The organism is Kaustia mangrovi, assembly GCF_015482775.1.
Lineage (GTDB): Bacteria > Pseudomonadota > Alphaproteobacteria > Rhizobiales > Im1 > Kaustia > Kaustia mangrovi.
The window spans coordinates 3,598,871-3,617,723 of sequence record NZ_CP058214.1; the positions used below are offsets into that span (position 1 = coordinate 3,598,871).

The 18,853-nt window shown below is 68.1% G+C and carries 22 protein-coding genes; 16 read left to right on the forward strand and 6 right to left on the reverse strand.

The genetic code is table 11. The features are described 5' to 3' along the window. Positions 1-75: 75 nt before the first annotated feature. From HW532_RS16890 to HW532_RS16930, 9 genes are all read left to right on the forward strand, one after another. Positions 76-759, forward strand: a complete 684-nt coding sequence (locus HW532_RS16890) for a TetR/AcrR family transcriptional regulator (protein ID WP_213161583.1) — start codon at positions 76-78, stop codon at positions 757-759. Further along, a complete protein-coding gene (locus HW532_RS16895; protein WP_213161584.1) occupies positions 756-1,988 on the forward strand; it encodes an ABC transporter substrate-binding protein in 1,233 nt (410 codons plus the stop codon). Before HW532_RS16890 ends, HW532_RS16895 begins: the two co-directional genes overlap by 4 nt. 230 nt (positions 1,989-2,218) lie before the next feature. Continuing rightward, entirely contained in the window at positions 2,219-3,094 is an 876-nt protein-coding gene (locus tag HW532_RS16900; RefSeq protein ID WP_213161585.1) for a branched-chain amino acid ABC transporter permease, read from the forward strand. A 16-nt stretch (positions 3,095-3,110) separates the two neighbouring features. Then, complete coding sequence (locus tag HW532_RS16905; protein WP_213161586.1) at positions 3,111-3,995, forward strand: branched-chain amino acid ABC transporter permease; 885 nt, start codon at positions 3,111-3,113, stop codon at positions 3,993-3,995. Next, positions 3,995-4,753 (forward strand): ABC transporter ATP-binding protein, encoded by a 759-nt coding sequence (locus HW532_RS16910; RefSeq protein ID WP_213161587.1) that lies wholly within the window; start codon positions 3,995-3,997, stop codon positions 4,751-4,753. Before HW532_RS16905 ends, HW532_RS16910 begins: the two co-directional genes overlap by 1 nt. Continuing rightward, positions 4,750-5,448, forward strand: a complete 699-nt coding sequence (locus tag HW532_RS16915; RefSeq protein WP_213161588.1) for an ABC transporter ATP-binding protein — start codon at positions 4,750-4,752, stop codon at positions 5,446-5,448. Before HW532_RS16910 ends, HW532_RS16915 begins: the two co-directional genes overlap by 4 nt. A gap of 34 nt (positions 5,449-5,482) precedes the next feature. Next, a complete protein-coding gene (locus HW532_RS16920) occupies positions 5,483-6,715 on the forward strand; it encodes a metal-dependent hydrolase family protein (protein ID WP_213161589.1) in 1,233 nt (410 codons plus the stop codon). Positions 6,716-6,880: 165 nt separating this feature from the next. Continuing rightward, positions 6,881-7,420 (forward strand): peroxiredoxin, encoded by a 540-nt coding sequence (locus HW532_RS16925; RefSeq protein WP_213161590.1) that lies wholly within the window; start codon positions 6,881-6,883, stop codon positions 7,418-7,420. 134 nt (positions 7,421-7,554) lie between these two features. Continuing rightward, positions 7,555-7,755 carry a hypothetical protein gene (locus HW532_RS16930; RefSeq protein WP_213161591.1) on the forward strand — a complete coding sequence of 67 codons (201 nt, stop codon included), beginning with the start codon at positions 7,555-7,557 and terminating at the stop codon, positions 7,753-7,755. Here HW532_RS16930 and HW532_RS16935 read toward each other — a convergent pair whose 3' ends face one another. From HW532_RS16935 to HW532_RS16950, 4 genes are all read right to left on the reverse strand, one after another. Next, on the reverse strand, positions 7,756-8,316 hold the full coding sequence (locus tag HW532_RS16935) for a disulfide bond formation protein B (protein WP_213161592.1): 561 nt from the start codon (positions 8,314-8,316) through the stop codon (positions 7,756-7,758). A 16-nt stretch (positions 8,317-8,332) separates the two neighbouring features. Further along, positions 8,333-8,491: a DUF5993 family protein gene (locus tag HW532_RS16940; RefSeq protein ID WP_213161593.1), complete on the reverse strand. Its 159-nt coding sequence runs from the start codon at positions 8,489-8,491 to the stop codon at positions 8,333-8,335. A gap of 29 nt (positions 8,492-8,520) precedes the next feature. Then, positions 8,521-8,700 (reverse strand): PLDc N-terminal domain-containing protein, encoded by a 180-nt coding sequence (locus tag HW532_RS16945; protein ID WP_213161594.1) that lies wholly within the window; start codon positions 8,698-8,700, stop codon positions 8,521-8,523. A gap of 234 nt (positions 8,701-8,934) precedes the next feature. Then, complete coding sequence (locus HW532_RS16950) at positions 8,935-9,858, reverse strand: LysR family transcriptional regulator (RefSeq protein ID WP_213161595.1); 924 nt, start codon at positions 9,856-9,858, stop codon at positions 8,935-8,937. 125 nt (positions 9,859-9,983) lie between these two features. Between HW532_RS16950 and HW532_RS16955 the strand changes: the two genes are divergently transcribed. From HW532_RS16955 to HW532_RS16965, 3 genes are all read left to right on the forward strand, one after another. Beyond that, the gene (locus HW532_RS16955) at positions 9,984-10,613 is read left to right on the forward strand and encodes a pyridoxamine 5'-phosphate oxidase family protein (protein ID WP_213161596.1); all 630 of its coding nucleotides are present in this window, start codon (positions 9,984-9,986) and stop codon (positions 10,611-10,613) included. Positions 10,614-10,752: 139 nt separating this feature from the next. Next, the gene (locus HW532_RS16960) at positions 10,753-11,664 is read left to right on the forward strand and encodes a diacylglycerol/lipid kinase family protein (protein WP_213161597.1); all 912 of its coding nucleotides are present in this window, start codon (positions 10,753-10,755) and stop codon (positions 11,662-11,664) included. Between the two features lie 180 nt (positions 11,665-11,844). Then, positions 11,845-12,909 carry an AbrB family transcriptional regulator gene (locus tag HW532_RS16965; protein WP_213161598.1) on the forward strand — a complete coding sequence of 355 codons (1,065 nt, stop codon included), beginning with the start codon at positions 11,845-11,847 and terminating at the stop codon, positions 12,907-12,909. A gap of 174 nt (positions 12,910-13,083) precedes the next feature. Here the strand turns inward: HW532_RS16965 and bcsS are convergent, their stop codons facing one another. Together bcsS and HW532_RS16975 are read right to left on the reverse strand one after the other, a co-directional pair. After that, positions 13,084-13,779 carry a cellulose biosynthesis protein BcsS gene (gene bcsS / locus HW532_RS16970; RefSeq protein WP_213161599.1) on the reverse strand — a complete coding sequence of 232 codons (696 nt, stop codon included), beginning with the start codon at positions 13,777-13,779 and terminating at the stop codon, positions 13,084-13,086. A gap of 372 nt (positions 13,780-14,151) precedes the next feature. After that, complete coding sequence (locus HW532_RS16975; protein ID WP_246479247.1) at positions 14,152-14,625, reverse strand: YbaK/EbsC family protein; 474 nt, start codon at positions 14,623-14,625, stop codon at positions 14,152-14,154. A gap of 144 nt (positions 14,626-14,769) precedes the next feature. On the opposite strand from HW532_RS16975, the gene HW532_RS16980 reads away from it, so the two are divergent. The 4 genes from HW532_RS16980 (at position 14,770) to HW532_RS16995 (ending at position 18,852) form a co-directional block, all read left to right on the forward strand. Next, positions 14,770-15,306, forward strand: coding sequence for a hypothetical protein (locus HW532_RS16980; protein ID WP_213161601.1), 537 nt, complete (start codon positions 14,770-14,772; stop codon positions 15,304-15,306). A gap of 356 nt (positions 15,307-15,662) precedes the next feature. After that, positions 15,663-17,555 carry a fatty acyl-AMP ligase gene (locus HW532_RS16985; protein ID WP_246479249.1) on the forward strand — a complete coding sequence of 631 codons (1,893 nt, stop codon included), beginning with the start codon at positions 15,663-15,665 and terminating at the stop codon, positions 17,553-17,555. Between the two features lie 57 nt (positions 17,556-17,612). Continuing rightward, positions 17,613-18,554: an NAD-dependent epimerase/dehydratase family protein gene (locus HW532_RS16990; RefSeq protein WP_213161602.1), complete on the forward strand. Its 942-nt coding sequence runs from the start codon at positions 17,613-17,615 to the stop codon at positions 18,552-18,554. Between the two features lie 49 nt (positions 18,555-18,603). Continuing rightward, on the forward strand, positions 18,604-18,852 hold the full coding sequence (locus tag HW532_RS16995) for an acyl carrier protein (RefSeq protein ID WP_213161603.1): 249 nt from the start codon (positions 18,604-18,606) through the stop codon (positions 18,850-18,852). Position 18,853 lies beyond the last annotated feature (1 nt).

Consider the following 18,853-nt stretch of genomic DNA (forward strand, 5'->3'; position numbering starts at 1 on the left):
GAGAGCGCCTGAGGGATGCTCGACAAAAACAAACAAACTTGTCGGTTTGTTTCCTGTCCGCTATCGTCCCCGCCCATGACGAAGACCGTCCGCCGCACCCAGCAGATGCGCAGCGAGGCCACGCAGCGAAAGCTTGTCGAGGCGGCGCTCGATGCCATGATGGAGACCGGCTATACGCGCATGACCACCGCCGAGGTGGCCGCTCGCGCCGGCGTGTCGCGCGGTGCGCTGATGCACCATTTCGCCACCAAGGACGACCTGGTGGCGACGGCGGTCGAGGCCCAGCTCACCGAATCGACGGAGGATATCCGCGCCCAGGCGGCCCGCGTCCGGGCGGGCGAGCTCGACCTCAACGGCTTCGTCGAGCATGTCTGGGGCCTGTTCTCGGGGCGGCTGTTCTACATCACGCTCGAGCATGTCACCGAGGCGCGTCACAATGCGGATCTGCGCGCCAAGATGATTCCGGTGGTCAAGAGGTTCCACGAGGCGCTCGACGAGATCTGGCGGGAGTTCTTCCACCAGACGACGCTGACCAGCATCGAGGTCGACACCACGCTCAACATGACATTGTGCCTGTTGCGGGGCATGGGCGTGCAGACGGTGCTGAGGAACGATCCGCCTTACTATCAGCGGCTGCTGGACGGGTGGAAGGCCCAGCTGTCGCGTATCATCGAGGCGGAGTCTCACGGGGGTGAGGGAAAACGGGCGCAGGGCGTCCGCGAGAACGGGCCGAACGGCCCCAAGGAGGGAGTGATATGACCAAGTTCCAGATCGAACGCCGCCGGCTGCTGATCGCCGGAGGGGCGGGCGCGTTGGCGCTCGCGGCCGGACGCGTCCTGCCGGCGCAGGCCGCGGAAGACCCGTTCCGCATCGGCGCGCTCAACCCGGTCACCGGGGCGGGCGGCACCTACGGACCCGGCATGCAGAAGGCGATCCTGTTCGCCGTCGACGAGATCAACGAGGCCGGCGGTGCGGCCGGGCGCACCCTGGAGGTCTTCGCGGAAGACACCCAGACAACGCCGGATGCCGCCGTCACCGCGGTGAAGAAGCTGATCGAGGTCAACAAGGTCCAGATCGTCATGGGCACCTGGTCGTCGGGCATCACGCTCGCCGTCATGCCCATCACCACGGAGGCCGGGATCCCGGAGATGAACACCTCCGGCGCCCCCGCGATCTCGACGGAGGACAAGGACGACCTCGTCTGGCGCTTCCAGGCGACGAACGGCCGGTTCGGCCGGGCCTTCGCGGAGATCGCCGAGCAGCGTGGCTTCAAGCGTCCCGCCACCATGGCCTTCAACAACGCCTCCGGCGTCGGCAATACGGAGGGTTTCAAGGACGCGTGGGAGGCCAAGGGCGGCGAGGTCGTGGCCAGCGTCGTCTACGAGCCCAAGCGCGCCAGCTACCGCTCCGAGCTCCAGGAGGTGCTGGCCGCCGATCCCGACGTGATCGTCACGGGCTCCTATCTCCCCGACACCACGATCATCCTGCGCGAATGGTACCAGTCGGGCCACGAGAACAAGTGGATCATTCCCGGCTGGGCGGCCAACCCCAAGCTTGTCGACGCGCTCGGGCCCGAGGTGACGCAGGGCGTGATCGCGGTGGAGAGCATCGCCAACGAGAAGGCGCCCTCCTATGAGCGGTTCGCGCGGATGTACAAGGAGGCGACCGGCAACGACGCCAGCACCAATATCTATGCGGCCATGACCTACGACATGGCGATCGTCTGGGCGCTGGCCATGGAGGCCGCCGGCCCCGGCGCCTCGGTCGCGGAGATCAATGCGAAGATCCGCGACGTCGCCAATCCCGGCGGCAAGGAGGTCTATTCCTTCGAGGAGGGCAAGGCCGCGCTCAAGGACGGGCCCATCGACTATCAGGGCGCCTCGAGCCGTCTGGACTTCGACGAGTATGGCGATGTGACGCCGGACTTCAGCGAGGCCGTGGTCCAGCCCGATGGCAGCTTCAAGCGCGTCTCGGTGGTGAAGATCTGAGCCGGGACTGGCGGCAGGGCCGTTGCATATGGTGGCTCACACCCCCTCACCCGACGCCCGACGGCGCCACCCTCTCCCGCGAAGGGAGAGGGGTCGCAAGCGGCGCGACTTTCCTTATCCCTCTCCCCTCGCGGGAGAGGGTGGGGCCCATTGCGTCAGCAATGGGAGGGTGAGGGGGAGAGCGGCGCAGCACGAGCTCATCTCCCTTTAACATCCGGATGCATCCGTCCATGTCCTTCGGCTATCTCCTGAACCTCGCCGTCAACGGCGCCATCGAGGGGTCGATCATCGCGCTCGGCGCGCTGGCGCTCACGCTGGTCTTCGGCATTGCGCGCTTTCCCAACGCGTCGGCCGGCGACGTCATCACGGTCGGCGCCTATGCGGGCTATGGCGGCCAGCTCGCCTCCGGTGGCCTCATGGCGGCGGGCGTCGTGTCGGGCATGGTCGGCGCGGCGGCCATATCCCTGGCCTTCTACTGGTTCGTCTTCCGCAAGCTCGCGGGCCGGTCGGCGGTCTATCCGCTGATCGCCTCCATCGGCGCAGCCTTCCTGATCCGCGCCGCGATCACCTTCTTTCTGGGCCATGACCAGCGTGTCTACGATGTCCCGCTGACCCGCGCCGTCGCCTTAGGGCCGGTGCGCGTGGTGCCGACGGATCTCTATCTCGCCGCCGGCGCGCTCGCCGCGCTCGCCGTTGTCTTCGCCCTCCTGCACATGACCCCGCTCGGCCGGCGCATGCGGGCGGTCGCCGACAATCCCGACCTCGCGCGGGCGAGCGGCATCTCCGCGCGCCGCGTCATGACAGCCATGTGGCTCATTGCCGGCGCGGTCTCCGGGCTCGCCGGCGTGCTTCTCGGCGTCAAGACCGTCGTCATGCCGGAAATGGGCTGGGACCTGCTGCTTCCGGCCTTCGCCGCGACCATTCTCGGCACTATCGGCAATCCGGTGGGCGCGGTCGTCGGCGGGCTCCTGATCGGCGTCGCCCAGGAGCTGTCCACGCCCTTTGTCGGCTTCACCTACAAGATCGGCGTGGGCTTCCTGGTCCTGCTTCTCGTCCTGATGGTGCGCCCCCAGGGGCTGTTCTCCGGCGCTGAGCGCGTCAGGTAAGGGGAGGGCGTATCCCATGGAAGGCTATCTCCTCGCCGTCGGCGTCATCGCCCTGATCTACATGCTGATGACGCTCGGCCTCAATCTCCATTACGGCTTTACGGGGCTCATCAATTTCGGCCATGTGGGGTTCTTCGCGGTGGGTGCATACACCTCCGCGATCCTTGCTGTTCATGGCGTCTGGCTGCCGCTGGCCTTCCTCGCCGCCGTCGTGCTCGCCGCGCTGTCGGCCTGGCCGCTCGGCGTCTTGAGCCTGAGGCTGCGGATCGAGTATCTGGCCATCGTGACGCTCGGCTTCTCCGAGGCCGTGCGGCTGTTCATCGTCAATGAACGCTGGCTCACCAACGGCGTCCAGGGCATTCCGGGCATTCCCAGCCTGTCGGAGGGGCTGGGGCTGCCGATGTCGGCGACGACGGCGACCTTCATCCTGCTTGTCCTCGCCAATCTCGCGGCGATCCTCGTCATCCATCGCATCGTGAAGAGCCCGTTCGGCCGGGCCATCGAGGCGATCCGCGACGACGAGGAGGCGCTGCGCGCGCTCGGCAAGGACCCGGGCAGCTTCAAGATCCGCGTCTTCATGCTGGGCGCGGCCTTCGCGGGCCTCGGCGGGGCCTTCTATGCCCACTACATCACCTTCGTCACGCCGGACCAGTTCCTGCCGCTGCTGACCTTCTATATCTGGGTCGCCATGATCCTCGGCGGCGCAGGGCGCGTCTCCGGCGCGGCGGTCGGCACGCTGGCGCTTGTCGGCTTCTTGGAGGGCTCGCGCTTCCTGCGCGATATCGTTCCAGGCGTTGCGGAGGTCGAGATGGCGAGCCTGCGTCTCGGCGTGGTGGGGCTCGCGCTCATCCTGCTCGTCATCTACCGCCCCGGCGGCATCATGGGGGACTATTCGAGCTGATGACCTTCGCGGCGAACGACATCTCCATGCGGTTCGGCGGCTTTCTCGCGCTCGACCACGTCTCCATTGAGATGGGCGAGAGCGACCTTGTGGGCCTGATCGGGCCGAACGGTGCCGGCAAGTCGACGCTGTTCGCGGTGGCGAGCGGTTTCGAGACCGCCTCGGGCGGGCGCGTCGTCTTCAAGGGGCAGGATGTGACGGCCTTGTCGCCTGCCGCCCGCGCCCGGCTGGGGCTCGGGCGCACCTTCCAGGTGCCGCGCGAATTCACCCATCTGAGCGTCCTCGACAATCTGGTGGTCGCAGCGCCCGGCCAGCTCGGCGAGCGGCTCGTGAACGTTTTCCTGCGGCCGGGCGACATCGCCCGCCAACGTGCCGAGATCGTGGAGAAGGCGGAGGGTATTGCGGACTTCCTCAACCTCGCCCGCGTCATCGACCAGCCCTCCGGCAAGCTCTCCGGCGGACAGAAGAAGCTGCTGGAGCTTGGCCGCGTGCTCATGCTCGACCCCGCGCTGATCCTGCTCGACGAGCCCTTCGCGGGCGTCAACCCGGTGCTCGTGGGCGAGATATCCGAGCGTATCGGCGAGCTCAACGGGCGCGGCGTCGGCTTCCTCGTGGTGGAGCACAATCTCCAGGCGCTGAGCGATCTCGTCCGCCGCATGTATGTCATGGATCGCGGGCGGATCATCGCGGAGGGCACGCCCGACGAGGTGCTTGCCCGGGATGCCGTGCGCGAGGCCTATATGGGGGGCGTGGTATGAGCCTTCTCACCCTTCGCAATATCCGCGCGGGCTATGGCGACACCGATATCGTCACCGGTCTCGACCTCCATGTGGACGATGCCGAGATTGTCACCATCGCGGGCACGAACGGCTCCGGCAAGTCGACGCTGGTGAAGGCCGTCATGGGCCTGCTCGCCCGCGTGGCCGGCGAGATCGACCTCGACGGCACCGATCTCATGGCGCTGCCGGCGGAGGATCGCATCCGTGTCGGCATGAGCTATGTGCCGCAGGTCGCAAACGTCTTCGCGAGCCTCACGGTCGAGGAGAACCTTCTGGTGGCGGAGGGCGTGGGCGACGTCCGCGCCCGCATGGCCGAGATCCACGACATGTTCCCCGCGCTTGCGGAACGGCGCCGCATGCGGGCCGGCGCGCTGTCGGGCGGCGAGCGCCAGCAGCTCGCCTTCGCCCGCGCGCTCATGCCGGGCCCGAAGCTCATGGTTCTCGACGAGCCGACGGCCGCGCTCTCGCCCGCGCTCGTCGATCAGGTCTTTACCCTCATCGAGGGATTGCCGAAGCTCGGCGCGGCGGTGCTGCTGGTGGAGCAGCGCGCGCGCCAGGCGCTCCAGATCTCCGACCGCGGCTATATTCTCGACCAGGGCCGCGTGGTGCTGGACGACGAGGCGCAGGCCCTGCTTGCCGACGACCGCATGGCCGAGCTCTATCTCGGCGGTTGAGTGCAGAATTCCCCCCGAAGCTGAAGAGGCGTCAATGTCATCGATTATCCTTGAGAATGCCAATGTCCTCGACGTGGTCGCCGGCGAGATGCTGGGCGACCGGCATGTGCTGGTGAGCGACGGCACGATCGCGGAGATCTCCGAAACGCCGATCAGGGCGGAGACGGCCGAGCGCGTCGATCTCGGCGGCCGCACGCTGATGCCGGGCCTGTGCGACGCCCATGTGCATGTCACCGCCGCGGTCGCCAATTTCCCCGAGCTGGAGCGCTGGTCGCCCTTCTATGTCTCCGCGCGCGCGGGCGAGATCCTGGGCGACATGCTCCAGCGCGGCTTCACCACGGTGCGCGATGCCGGCGGGGCCGACTGGGGGCTCGCCAAGGCGGTCGCGGAGGATTTCATCGCCGGCCCGCGCCTTCTCTATTGCGGCCATGCGCTCTCCCAGACCGGCGGTCACGGCGATATGCGCGGCCCCGGCGAGCAGACCTTCGAGGGCTGCTTCTGCTGTGCCGGCCTCGGCCGCGTCTGCGACGGCGTCGACGAGATGCGCCGGGGGGCGCGCGAGGAGATCCGACGCGGCGCGACGCATCTGAAGCTCATGGTGTCGGGCGGCGTGTCCTCGCCCACCGACCGCATCACCTCCACCCAGTTCTCCGAGGACGAGATCCGCGCCGCGGTCGAGGAGGCTGAAGCCGCCCTCATTCCCGTCATGGCGCACGCCTATACCGCGCGCGCGATCAACCGCGCCATCCGCTGCGGGGTCAACTCCATCGAGCACGGCAATCTCCTCGACGAGACGTCCATCCCGCTCTTCCACGAGCATGGCTGCGTCCTCGTGCCGACCCTGTCGATCTACGATTCGCTGGCCAGGGAGGGGGTCGAGGCGGGCATGCCGACGGACCTCAACCGCAAGGTCTTCGAGGTGCTCGATGCCGGCCTCGTGGCGCTGGAGATGGCCTATCGCGGCGGCGTGACCATGGTCTACGGCACCGATCTCCTCGGCATCATGCACCGCCACCAGCTCAAGGAGTTCGCGCTGCGGTCGGAGATCGTGCCCGCCGCAGATCTCATCCGGGCGGCGACCTGCAACGCCGCGGAGCTGTTCGCCATGTCCGACCGGATCGGCCGGGTGGAGGAGGGGCTCCTCGCCGACCTGATCGTCGTCGACGGCGATCCGCTCGCCGATATCGGCGTTCTCCAGGACCCCGAGAACAAGGTCAAGGCGGTGATGAAGGAGGGCCGGTTCTACCGGAACGATCTCCCGGGTTGAGAAAATTGTGCGTTGCAGCGACCGCGACGTTTCGATCACTGGCGAATCTCGGCGAATGAGGCTATAGGCCGAGGTCGGGGTGGGGGTTCTCCTGCCCGACGCTCATGAATGTTCCTCCCAGGACTTCACGTTCCCTGCAGCCATAACGAGAGGAGAAACCGCGTCATGCTGACGATCGGAGACAGGTTTCCCGAGTTCAATCTGAAAGCCGTGGTCGACACCGACCCGGCCAAGGCCTTTACCGACATCTCCAACGAGAGCGACCAGGGCAAGTGGAAGCTGTTCTTCTTCTGGCCGAAGGACTTTACCTTCGTGTGCCCGACGGAGATTTCCGCGTTCGGCGACATCGCCAAGGAGTTCGCTGACCGCGATACCGTGATCTACGGCGCCTCGACGGACAGCGAGTATGTCCATCTCGCCTGGCGCGAGAACCATCCCGACCTGAAGGATCTGCCCTTCGCCATGCTCTCCGACATCAAGCGCGAGCTGTCAGAGGCGCTCGGCATCCTCGACAGGCAAGAGGGCGTGTGCCTGCGCGCGACCTTCCTGGTCGACCCGGAGGGCGTGATCCGCTTCGTGTCGGTGAACGATCTGAGCATCGGCCGCAACCCGCAGGAAGTGCTGCGCGTGCTCGACGCGCTGCAGACGGGCGAACTGTGCCCCTGCAACTGGCATCCGGGCGAGGATGTGCTGAAGGTCGCCTGAGGCTTTCGGCAGGCCATCGTTTTTGAAAGGCGCGGGGGGCTCCCTCCGCGCCTCTTTTTGATAGAGTGGTTCCGGTTGACGGAACGTTCCCGGCGCAGGTCCGCCGGCCGGGACCCGACAGGAGCGAACGCCCCATGGATCTGGACGAATTCGAGGCCCAGCTTTCCCTTCTCCTCACCGAGATGGAGAACCGGCCGGAGGACCGCCACGAGCTCTATCTGACGCTGCGCGAGAAGCTCAACGAGATGCGCGCTTTCGGCATGCCCGTCCCGGAGGATTTCCTGGCGCTCGAGAAGGAGCTCGAGGCGGAGTTCAGCGGCGGCAAGGCGTCGTGATCAGCCGCCTGTGCCGGGCGTGAGGAGCTTGTAGGTCACGGGGTTGTCCGGGCAGGCCGCCGGGCCGCATTCCACGACCGTGCCGACGAAGTTGAGCGCCGTCATGGCGATGACGAGCCAGACGGCCGCCTTGGCGAATAGGCCGGCTTCGGGCCGTGCCGGCTCGCGGGAGAACTGACCTTCGCACATGAGCATCACGGCGAGCGCGATGAGCGCGATCACGAAGCAGATGAACGCCCAGCTATAGTAGTGATAGCCGAGCACGGCGGAGCCGTAGCCCGGATCGTCCGGCATGATGTGCAGGAGGATCTGGCGGGCGGCGAAGGCGGCACCGGCCAGCGCGGCGAGGATCGACAGCCCGTAATGGCCGGGCCGGGGCCCGTGGCGGATCGTCAGGACCGGCCCGATGGCGAGCGCGGCAAATCCTGCGCGCTGGAGCAGGCAGAGCGGGCAGGGCAGTTCCTGCAGCGCGAACTGGAAGGCGAAGGCCGCGAGCAGAATGCCGGAGATCGCATAGAGCGCCAGCGCGTTGAGCATGATGGCGAGGCCGGGCGAGATCATCGGGCGCGACGCTCCTCTAGAAGGACAGGGGCAGCGTGTCGGTGGCGTGATGCAGATAGACCGCGATCATGACGGCGAGCGAGACCGCGAAAAGCGCGATCGCCAGCCGCCGGCTCGCAAGCGCGGCCGCGATCAGCGTCACGGTGAGGATGAGGAAGACTCCCGCAATATACATGGGTCCGGCACCCCCTTGCCGTCCGCCGGTCAGCCGCGCGGTCCGAAGAGCAGCCACAGGATGAAGCCGAGCACCGGAAGCACGAGGACCAGAACGATCCATACCACCTTGCCGCCGGTCGACGCGTTGCTCTGAAAGATGTTCACGATCGCCCACACGTCGAGCACGAGGACGATCAGTCCCAGAAGTCCGCCGAATTCGAAACCCATGGCATTTCCCCGTTCCGGAGCGGCGTCCCGTGCGGGCCGCCCTTGGTTCGCTTCAGGCGCGAATCGCAAAGCGGATGGTAGCATGTTCGCGGCCCGGTGAGCGGTTGCATGTCGTGATCGCCGGGCCGCGCTTCAAGGGGAGGCGGGTGAGGCGGAGCTCATGTCGGTGCCCCAACAAAAACCGGACGAAGCCGTCGGAGCCATCGCCATTCGGGCGCTGTATGGCGGGGAGCTTCATCCGCTCCGGTCTCCCCGGCGCGGCGGTTCCTGCAGGACGGCCTTGAGGCGCGGCGCCGCGAAATCGAGGAAGGCGCGCAGCTTCTGCGGCAGCGGATGCGGTGCGCCATGGACGAGGCTGACCGGCCACGGCGCGGGCTCGAACGCCTCCAGCGCCAGCACGAGCCGGCCCGATGCGACGGCGTCGGCGACCTGATAGGAGAGCACCCGCGTGACCCCGGCGCCGGCAATGGCGGCGTCGATGGCCGCTTCCGCCGTATTGACGGCGAGCCGGGGCCGCACCGGGACGGTGTGCTCCGACCTGTCCCGCCCGAAGCGCCAGGGGCCGGCCGGGGCGATCTGTCCGAAGGCGACGATGTCGTGGGCGGGAAGGTCTCGCGGCGTCCGGGGCGTTCCCTTGCGGGCGAAATAGCCGGGGCTGGCGCACACCACCTGTCTGATCTCGCCGAGGCGCTGCGCCACGAGGCTGCTGTCGGGCAGCGCGCCGATCCGGACGGCGACGTCGGCATGCTCCTCGCGAAGGTCGAGCACCCGGTCGGCCTGGACGAGCCGGACGGCGATCTCGGGATAGCCTGCGAGGAACGCGGTGACGACCGGCAGGACATGGAGTCGCCCGAAGACGAGGGGGGCGGTCACGGTGAGCTCGCCCCGCGGCGCGCTGTATTCGCCGGCAACAGTGCGCTCGGCCTCCTCCACCTCGTCGAGGACCCGCCGGCAGGACGCCGCATAGCCCTGCGCGGCGTCGGTCAGGACGGCCCGGCGCCCCGACCGGTTGAGGAGGCGGGTGCCGAGATGCGCCTCGAGGTCGGAGAGGTTGCGGCTGACCGTGGCCAGCGGCATGCCGAGCCGGCGCGCGGCGGCCGACAGGCTGCCGGCCTCGACGACAGCCAGCAGGATCGACATGGATCTGAGGCGGTCCATTGTTCCTTCCGGATTCTGGAAGTCTGTGTCTCGAATTATATGGATACTCACGAATTATGGAAAGGTGTAGTGGAAGGACGATGCCAGGTCGCATGGCCATCCCCGATCCGGCGAGGAGTCCTCCCATGTCGAACAGCACCCGCACCTATCCGAGCGACGTCGCCTTCACCCCCACCGTCAAGGCGGTTCAGACCCGCAAGGGGTCGCGCCCGCTCTATGCTCGCGTGGAGGAGAACGGCTCCTGGCAGACCCGCATCGCCCCCGACCTGAAAGCCTTCATCGAGGCGCAGCGCAGCGTCTTCCTCGCGACCGCCAACCGGGAAGGTCAGCCTTATATCCAGCATCGCGGCGGGCCGCCGGGCTTCCTGCGTGTTCTGGACGAGGCGACGATCGGCTTTGCGGATTTCGCCGGCAACCGGCAATACATCACGCTCGGCAATCTGGCGGACAACCCGAAGGCCTATCTGTTCCTCATCGACTATGCGCGGCGCCAGCGCATCAAGATCTGGGGCGAGGCGCGGGTGGTGGAGGGTGACGAGGAGCTTGCCGCCAGCCTGATGCCGGAAGGCTACAAGGCACGCGCCGAGCAGGCGATCCTGTTCACGGTGGCGGCCTGGGACGCCAACTGCCCCCAGCACATCCCGCAGCGCTTCGAGGCGGACGATGTCGCCGCCGCCCTGGCCGAGCGCGACCGGCGGATCGCGGAGCTGGAGGCGGAGATCGCGCGCCTGCGCGATGGCGGAGAGGCGCAATAGGCCCGCTGGCCGGCCTGTCGGGCCGCGCTTGCCGGTGGACAATTCGCGACCCGTGCTCTACGCCATCGCGCACTGGCCCGCGGCGGTCCGCCGGAATATCTGCCGGCACCGCCCGCGGCGATGGAGCGAAAGCAAGGCCATGCGGGCGACGGTTCTTGTCAATGACAGCGCGGGAACGGTCCTGACCATGGGGCAGGAGACCGTGCGTGCGGTCTTGCAGTCGGGCTTTGCCGAGGCGGGGCGTGAGACGGAAATCCGGTTCGAGCCCGCCGACCGGCTGGACCGCCTGCTTGCCGATGCGGCCCGCAAGGGCATGGAGGGGCCGCTGATCGTCGGCGGCGGGGACGGAACCGCCTCGCTTGCCGCGCGGCGCCTTGCCGGCACCGAGGTGACGCTCGGCCTCCTGCCGCTCGGGACGATGAACCTTCTGGCCCGCGCGCTCGGCACGCCGCTCGATCTCGGGCAGGCGGCGGCCGCGCTCGGCAGGGGCCGTCCCGCCGATATCGATCTCGGCGAGGTGAACGGGCGGCTGTTCGTCCACCACGTTTCGCTCGGCCTGCATCCGAGGATGATCATGCTCAGGAACGCCAGCGGCTACCGCACGCGCCTGCAGAAGGTCTGGGCGTCGGCGCGCAGCTGGGCGCGCGTCGTCAACAGGCCGCCATTCTTCTGGATCGGCGCGGAGGTCTCCGGCCGCACCATCCGGGCGAGAACCCCCTCGGTGATCGTCACCAACAACCGGCTGTCGCGCGAGCTCGGCTCGCTCCCGCTGCCCGAACGGCTCGACGGGGGGATGGTCGAGGTGCATATCGCCAAGGCCCAGCGCCGCATCGAGATGGTCACCCTGTCGCTGGCCGCCTTCATGGGCCGCTGGGACGACGAGGCCCTGTTCACGAGCCTGATGACGGAGCGGTGCCGCATCGAGATGCGCCGGCCGCGCGTGCGTGCCTCCCTCGACGGCGAGCTCGTCAGGCTCGACGCGCCGCTCGACGTGTCGATCCGCCCGCGGGCCCTGAGCGTGCTGATGCCGGGGACGGCGCGAAACGGGTAGGGTGCGCCCGGATGCAACCCTGCCATGACATCTGGGCGATTGTGCCGCCGCGCGGTTTGGGGCAAGGTTCGCCCCGATTCCACTCTGCCGAGCCCGGCGACGATTTCCCAGCGAACCGGACGGGCCTGCCGCTCCATCGGCGCGATGGATTGCGGCGCACCGTACGGACAAGGAGACCCGGTGAACGCTTCATGGTGGACATGGGGCCTTGTCGTCACACGCACGCTGCTCATCGGCGCCGCGGGCGGCGCGGTGTTCCTGTGGGCGGGGCTGCCGGCGCCGTGGTTGGCGGGCGCCATGGTCGCCACCGCCCTGTCGGTCGCCGCCGGCGTCAAGGTCTGCGTGCCGGACAATGCGCGCCGCGCGGTCTTCCTGCTGATCGGGCTCTCCATCGGGTCGAGCGTCACGGCAGACACGCTCCAGCGCATGATGAGCTGGCCGGCGAGCCTCCTCATGCTCGCCGTCACGGTCGTCCTCGTCACCGCCGTCCAGTACTACTATTTCCAGGCGGTCCACGGCTGGGGGCGGCGTACGGCCTTCTTCGCCGGGCTGCCCGGCGCGCTCTCCACTGTCCTCATCTTCGCCGAGCACCATGCCTCCGACCTGCCGCGCGTGACGGTCGCCCAGAGCGTCAGGCTGTTCTTCCTCATCGCGCTCCTGCCCATCGCGATCTCCAATCTCGGCGAGGGGCCGGCCGCGGCGGTGGCTTCGGCGCCGCCCGGACCCTGGCTCGATACCGCGATCGTGGTGGCGGTCGGCTGCGTCGCGGGGCTCCTTGCGGAGCGGTTCAAGGTCCCGGCGGGGCTGATGCTCGCGCCCGCCGTCGTCAACGCGGCACTCCATCTGTCCGGAACGGTTCACGGGGTGCTGCCCGACACGCTTCTCGTGCCCGGCTATGTCATTCTGGGATGTCTCGTTGCGACACGGTTCGCCGGCATCGGCATGGGGCTTTTGAAGGGCATGCTGTCGGCGAGCCTCGTGGCCTTCGCGCTGGCGCTGGCGACCTCGGCGCTCGGCGCCTATGTGGCGAGCCTGCTGTCGGGCCTGCCCTTCGGCCAGACATGGCTCGCCTTCGCGCCCGGCGGGCTTGAGACCATGACCATCATGGCCTTCGCGCTCGACATGGATCCGGCCTTCGTCGGCGCCCTCCAGATCGCGCGGTTCCTGGGGCTGAGCATCGCCATTCCGATCGCGGCGGGCTGGCTGTTCGGCCGCGGCCGGGCCAAGGCCGACGAGGCCACCTGACGGCTATGTCGCCGGGGCTTGAAAGGGGCCGGCAGGCCGGGGACAACGACGGCACCGGCCCGGTCGCGCCCGCCATCCGTGGGAACCGATGCCGGATGCCGGAGCGGACTGCGGGGCCGGTGCCGTCTCTCCCCCCCGATCCCATGCGTAGCAATCTCCGTGCCACACACGGTTTCAGAAGAAGAAACCGAGATTGAGCCCGCCGAAGGGCGAGCGCTTGTCGAGATCGGTGTCGGTCAGCATGCCGGCCTCGCCGCCGAGGAAGATCCGGCCCATCCCCAGAAGGTCGACCTCGAAGCCCTGGGCGAACAGGCCGGCGCGGGCATATCGGTAGTCCTCGCCGCCCCACAGCGCCGCATCGATCCCGATGGCGAGGCCGGATGTCCAGCGGTAGCCGGGTCTGATCTGGACCCAGTATTCGTCGACGCCGGTGATATAGCTCGCATAGCCCCCCGCGCCCCAGCCGTCGAACGGATAGGCATGGCCCTCCGCGACGACCTTGACCCCGACCGTGCTGCCATTGAGGTCGGAGCGCTCGTCGACCGGCGTGAGGACGTAGTCGCGATAGACGGCGCCCAGAAAGCCGGCGAGCCTGTAGGTATCGCCGGCGATCTGATAGCCGGCCTCCACCGCACCGCCCGTGCCGAGGGCGTGGATGGTCACGTCCATGCCGACATCGCGATAGAGCCGGACGCTCGTCTGATAGTCGAAATAGCTGCTTTCCATCCACAGCCTGGCGACCGGGCCGGTCTCGCCCAAGCCGGACAGGGGCGTGTAGATCAGGCCCTGCACGCCATAGAGGGCGATGCTGCTGCCGCTGAAGCCGGTGAAGGCGTAGACATCGCCGGCCATGGCGTCAGGCGCAGCCAAGAGGTCACCGGCGAGCCATACCGCAAGGACCGTATATCGCAGCGCCGCCCTTGATGGCCGGCTCGCCCAGCGCCGCACCGCCAGTCTGGCGGGGATTACCGCCTTGGCCGATATTGTCGCCTTGATCCGCGCTGGCGTTCCCGCCCGCGCCGCCATGCCTGCATGCGCACAGGCAATCCGATCGCAGTCCATGCCAATCCCCCAACTGGCAGGACGCGCATCGTGCCGATCCGCGATGGATGGCCGACGCCCCCCTTGTTGTCCTTATCGCCTCCCCAGGCGGTACGGCTCTAGGCTATGCAATAAATGGGAGCGAAGTCCAGATGTAACCACTTTATGTTGTGTTCGGCGAGAGGCCCCGAGAAAATATAGCTAGCGCACCGCGATCACGGTGGCGCCGATCGCGTCGCGCAGCCGGTCGGGACGGAGCGCCATGACACAATTGGGCGTGCCGGCGGCGGCCCAGACCTCGTCGAAGGCAAGTAGGTCCTCGTCCATATAGGCGGCGATCTCGCTTGCATGGCCGAAAGGGGGGATGCCGCCGATGGCGAAACCCGTGACGTCGCGGACGAACCGGGCGTCCGGGCGCTCCAGCGGCTCGCCCGCCGCCTCCGCCGCCCGGGCCTCGTCGACGCGGTTCACGCCGGAAACGAGAAGCAGGCAGGGGGGCCCCGTTTCGCGCCCTCGGAAGACGAGGGACTTGACGATCTGGGCCACCGTGCAGCCGCAGGCCGCCGCGGCATCCTCCGCGGTGCGCGTGCTGTCGTCCATCTGCCTGATGGAGACGGGTAGCTCGAGGCGGGCTGCGGCATCGTGGACCTTCAAGGCGCTCTTCGGCAGATTCATTGGGCTTTCCGTTCCTTGGACCATGGCGGGCCGGCTCGCGTTAACGGAACATTCATGCACGACTCGCTTTTCCCGCTCCAGATGTGATTTACTGTCAAGGCTGGAAATTTGGGCTCCCTCATGGGGGAGGAGGCCTTTGGACCGATGAAGAACACATTGTCGCCGGACAGCGGCGGCCGGCTCGATAAAGCGCTGCGCCAGGCGCGTCTCGTGGAGGCGGAGCATCTCGATGCCCTGTTCGACATCCGCGACGCCAAGCAGCTCAGGCTGGTGACGCTGAAAGACGAGCTCGAGCGCGAGGTCGCCGGCAGGAGCGAGGCGCGCGAGCTCTTCGATCTCTCCATCGCCATGGGCGAACCGCCGAGGCTGTGGATCGACATGGTCAGCTATGTCACGCTGGAGCCGGATCCGCGCACATACAGGCTCGTCCAGGACACGCGCGACGGGCGCGTGGTGCTGTTCGAATCGGGCGACCGCGCGGAAACCGTGGAGCGCGTGGTGCAGTTCATGGCTCACCGCATGGTCGAGCGCGAACGGGCGAAGGCCGGTGCCGCACCGGAGGGTCGCGTCGTCATGGGTTATAGCGGCGTCTCCCTGCTGTTTGCCGGAATCTGCGGGTTCGCGCTGGGTGCGCTGGGGCTTCTCGCGCTCGGCGTCCTGCTGAGCCCGGCTCCGTTCTGACCGCACAGGCCTTCGGCCATTCCCAAGGTAACATTCTGAAACACCATTTGATTTGGTGTGCCCCGGGCGCCTTGCTACCTATGCCTCCAGGGACAGAAGCCGCTCGGCTCTGTTTCGTTTGCTGCCGTAATAGGGGTTTGCTCAGGGAAACTTGTGCGGGGCGGTGGGGGCGCCTTATCCCGCAGAGGAGACTGAACAGGCAACATGGCAGGTCCACGACGGACCGGACACTGCCGTGATTACCCCGTTGCAGAACGGGCAGCGATCATGCGAGCGGCCGTGCCTTGCAGACTCTTTGTTTACGGGCCGTGCGCTATCTCTTGAGCCGGCCCAGAGAACGAGATGGATCATTGCCGGTGTTGAGAGACACAGACAGCCTTGCCGCCCCGCTGAACGCACGTCAGCGCAGTGAACGCCCCGCCCCCGCCCCCACGGTCGGGGAGGCGGATGCGCTGCAACTCACCCCGCGCGCCACACCCGGGCTTCCCCAGATCCTCGGTGAATTCGGCACGCTTGCCGACGGCCTCGACTATGCCGCGCGCGGTCTGACCGGCTACAATTTCTATTCGCCGCGCGGCAAGCTGGAACACGTGCTGCCCTTCTCCACTCTGCGCGAGCGCGCGCAGGCCACGGGCCGCAGGCTCGTCAGGGCCGGGCTCACCCGCGGCGAGCGTGTGGCCATCGTGGCGGAGACGGGACCCGATTTCATGGCGGCGTTCTTCGGCTGCCAGTATGCCGGCCTCGTTCCGTGCCCGCTTCCCTACACCATGTATATCGGCGGGCGCGAGGCCTATGTGGAGCGGATCGCCGGCATGCTGAAGAGCGCCGACGCCGCCATGGCGCTCGCGCCGACGGATCTGCTCGGCCATCTGGGCGAGGCGGCCGTCAGGGCCGGCACGCGCCTCGTGATGAGCCACGAGGAGCTCGCCGCCATCGATGCCGGCGATGTGGCGCTTGCGCCCTTCGGGCCCGGCGACGCAGCCTATATCCAGTATTCCTCCGGCTCGACCTCCAATCCGAAGGGCGTGCTCGTCACGCAGGCCGCGATCTGTGCCAATGTGCGCGGCATCCTTCAGCACGGATTGAAGCTCACGCCGGAGGATCGCGCTTTCTCCTGGCTGCCGCTCTATCACGATATGGGGCTCGTCGGCTTCTGCCTCGCCCCGATGATGGGGCAGGTGACGGTCGACTATCTCGCGACCACGGCCTTCGCCCGCCGGCCCGCCCTGTGGCTCCGGCTGATGTCGGACAACCGCTCGACCATCGCCTACAGCCCGTCCTTCGGCTACGACCTCGCCGCGCGGCGGGTCAACGGCCATGCCGCCGAGCTCGACCTGTCCGCCTGGCGGGTGGCCGGGATCGGCGGCGACATGGTGCGTCCGGACGTGCTGGAGACCTTTGCCGCGAAGATGGCTGTCGCAGGCTTCGACGCGACGGCCTTCCTGCCGAGCTACGGCATGGCGGAGGCGACGCTCGCCATCACCTTCGGCGAGCTCGACCGGCCGATCCGCATCGACCGGGTCGACAGTGCCCGCTACAAGCTCTCGCGCCGTGCGGTCCCCGTGGGCGAGGGCGCGGCTGCGGCCTCCTCCTCGCGCGTGCGCGCCTTCGTGAGCTGCGGGCGGCCCATGCCCGGACACGAGATCGAGGTGCGCGACGAGACGGGACAGAGCCTCGGCGAGCGCCAGATCGGCCATGTCTGGATGCGGGGCCCGAGCCTCATGGCGGGATATTTCCGCAATGAGGACGCGACCCGCGAGGCCATGGGCGACGACGGCTGGATGAACACCGGCGACATGGGCTACTGGCTCGACGGCGAGATCGTCGTCACCGGGCGCAGCAAGGACCTCATCCTGCACAATGGCCGCAATATCTGGCCGCAGGACATCGAGTGGGCGGTGGAGCGCGTGGAGCCGCTGAGAGGCGGCGATGCGGCCGCCTTCTCCGTGGAAAACCGCGAGGGCGGGGAAGCGGTCGTCGTGCTCGTCCAGTGCCGCCTGACCGACATGGAGGAGCAGGAGGACCTGCGCCGGCGCGTTGCCGCCGTGGTCAGCCAGACGGCCGGCGTCGAATGCGAGATCGTGCTCGTGCCGCCGCGCAGCCTGCCCTTCACCTCGTCGGGCAAGCTCTCCCGCGCGGGTGCGCGCAAGGGCTATCTCTCCGGCGAGATCGCGGAGATCTCGAAGGGCTATCTCGCCCGCAAGCTCCAGCAGGCCGCCGGCCCGGTGAGGATGGCGGCGGGCGAATAGGCCCTCCGCCCGCCCCGCGAGGGCGCGGCGTCCCGAAATTCTTGGTGTCACTCTGCCATGGCAAGCGGACCGGTCGCGATTACGGGAGCCAGCGGCTTCGTCGGTCGTCGGCTGGTCGCCCGGTTCGACGAGGCGGGGCAGGCCTTGCGCCTCCTGGCGCGGTCTCCCGACCGGCTCGGCGACACGCCGCACGAGGTGGTCGCCGGCGGGCTCGATGATGGGGCCGCCCTCGACAGGCTTTGTGCGGGTGCCGATACGGTGATCCACTGTGCCGGCGCGATCACTGCCCTGTCGCGCTCGGGCTACGAGGCGGTCAATGTGGGCGGCACCGCCGCGCTTGCTGCCGCCGCCCGGCGTGCCGGGGTTCGCCGCTTCGTGCTCGTCTCCTCGCTCGCCGCGCGCGAGCCGGCGCTATCGGGCTATGGCGCGAGCAAGCTGAAGGGCGAGGACGCGCTGAAGCAGGCGGCGGGCACGCGCCTGTCATGGGTGGTCCTGCGCCCGCCCGCCGTCTACGGTCCGGGCGACCGGGGCACGCTGCCGCTGATCCAGCAGCTCGCCCGTCAGCGCCCGCTCATACCGGGCAATGCCGAGGCCCGGATATCGCTGATCTATGTGGACGATCTCGCCGCCGCGCTGCACACTCTGGCCGGCGGCGGGCCCGAAGGCAGCGTCCACGAGCTGCATGACGGCACGCCGGGCGGCTATTCCTGGGCCGATCTGATGCGCGAGGCGGGACTGGCGAAGGGGCCGCAGGCGCGCTGCCTCTTCCTGCCGCGGGGGCTTCTGGCGACGCTCGCGCCCCTGTCGGTGGCGGCGGGACGGTTGAGGGGCAGCGCGCCCATGCTGACGCCCGGCAAGGTGCGCGAGCTCTATCACGGGGACTGGGTGTGCCGGAACGCCCTTCTCGAGGACTATACGGACTGGCGGCCCCGGGTGCGCTTCGCGGAAGGGTTCGCGCGGACGCTGGACTGGTACCGCAAGGCCGGCTGGATGACATGAGTGCGGGCGATCCTCGTCGCCCGAGATTGAAAAGTGGGATAGAAAGACCGTGACCAACAACGAGATCTTCGACGAGCTGTGCCGCCTGATCGAGCCCTTCAACACGAAGGGCGTGGCGCTGGACCGCAAGACGGATATCGCCGCCGACCTCAATATAGACTCCGTGTCGGTCATGGATTTCATCATGGAAGTCGAGGATCGGTTCGATATCGACATTCCGCTGAACCTCCTGTCCGACATCCGCAGCATGGACGATCTCGCCGCAGCGGTCGAACAGCGCATGAAGGGGAACGCCTGAG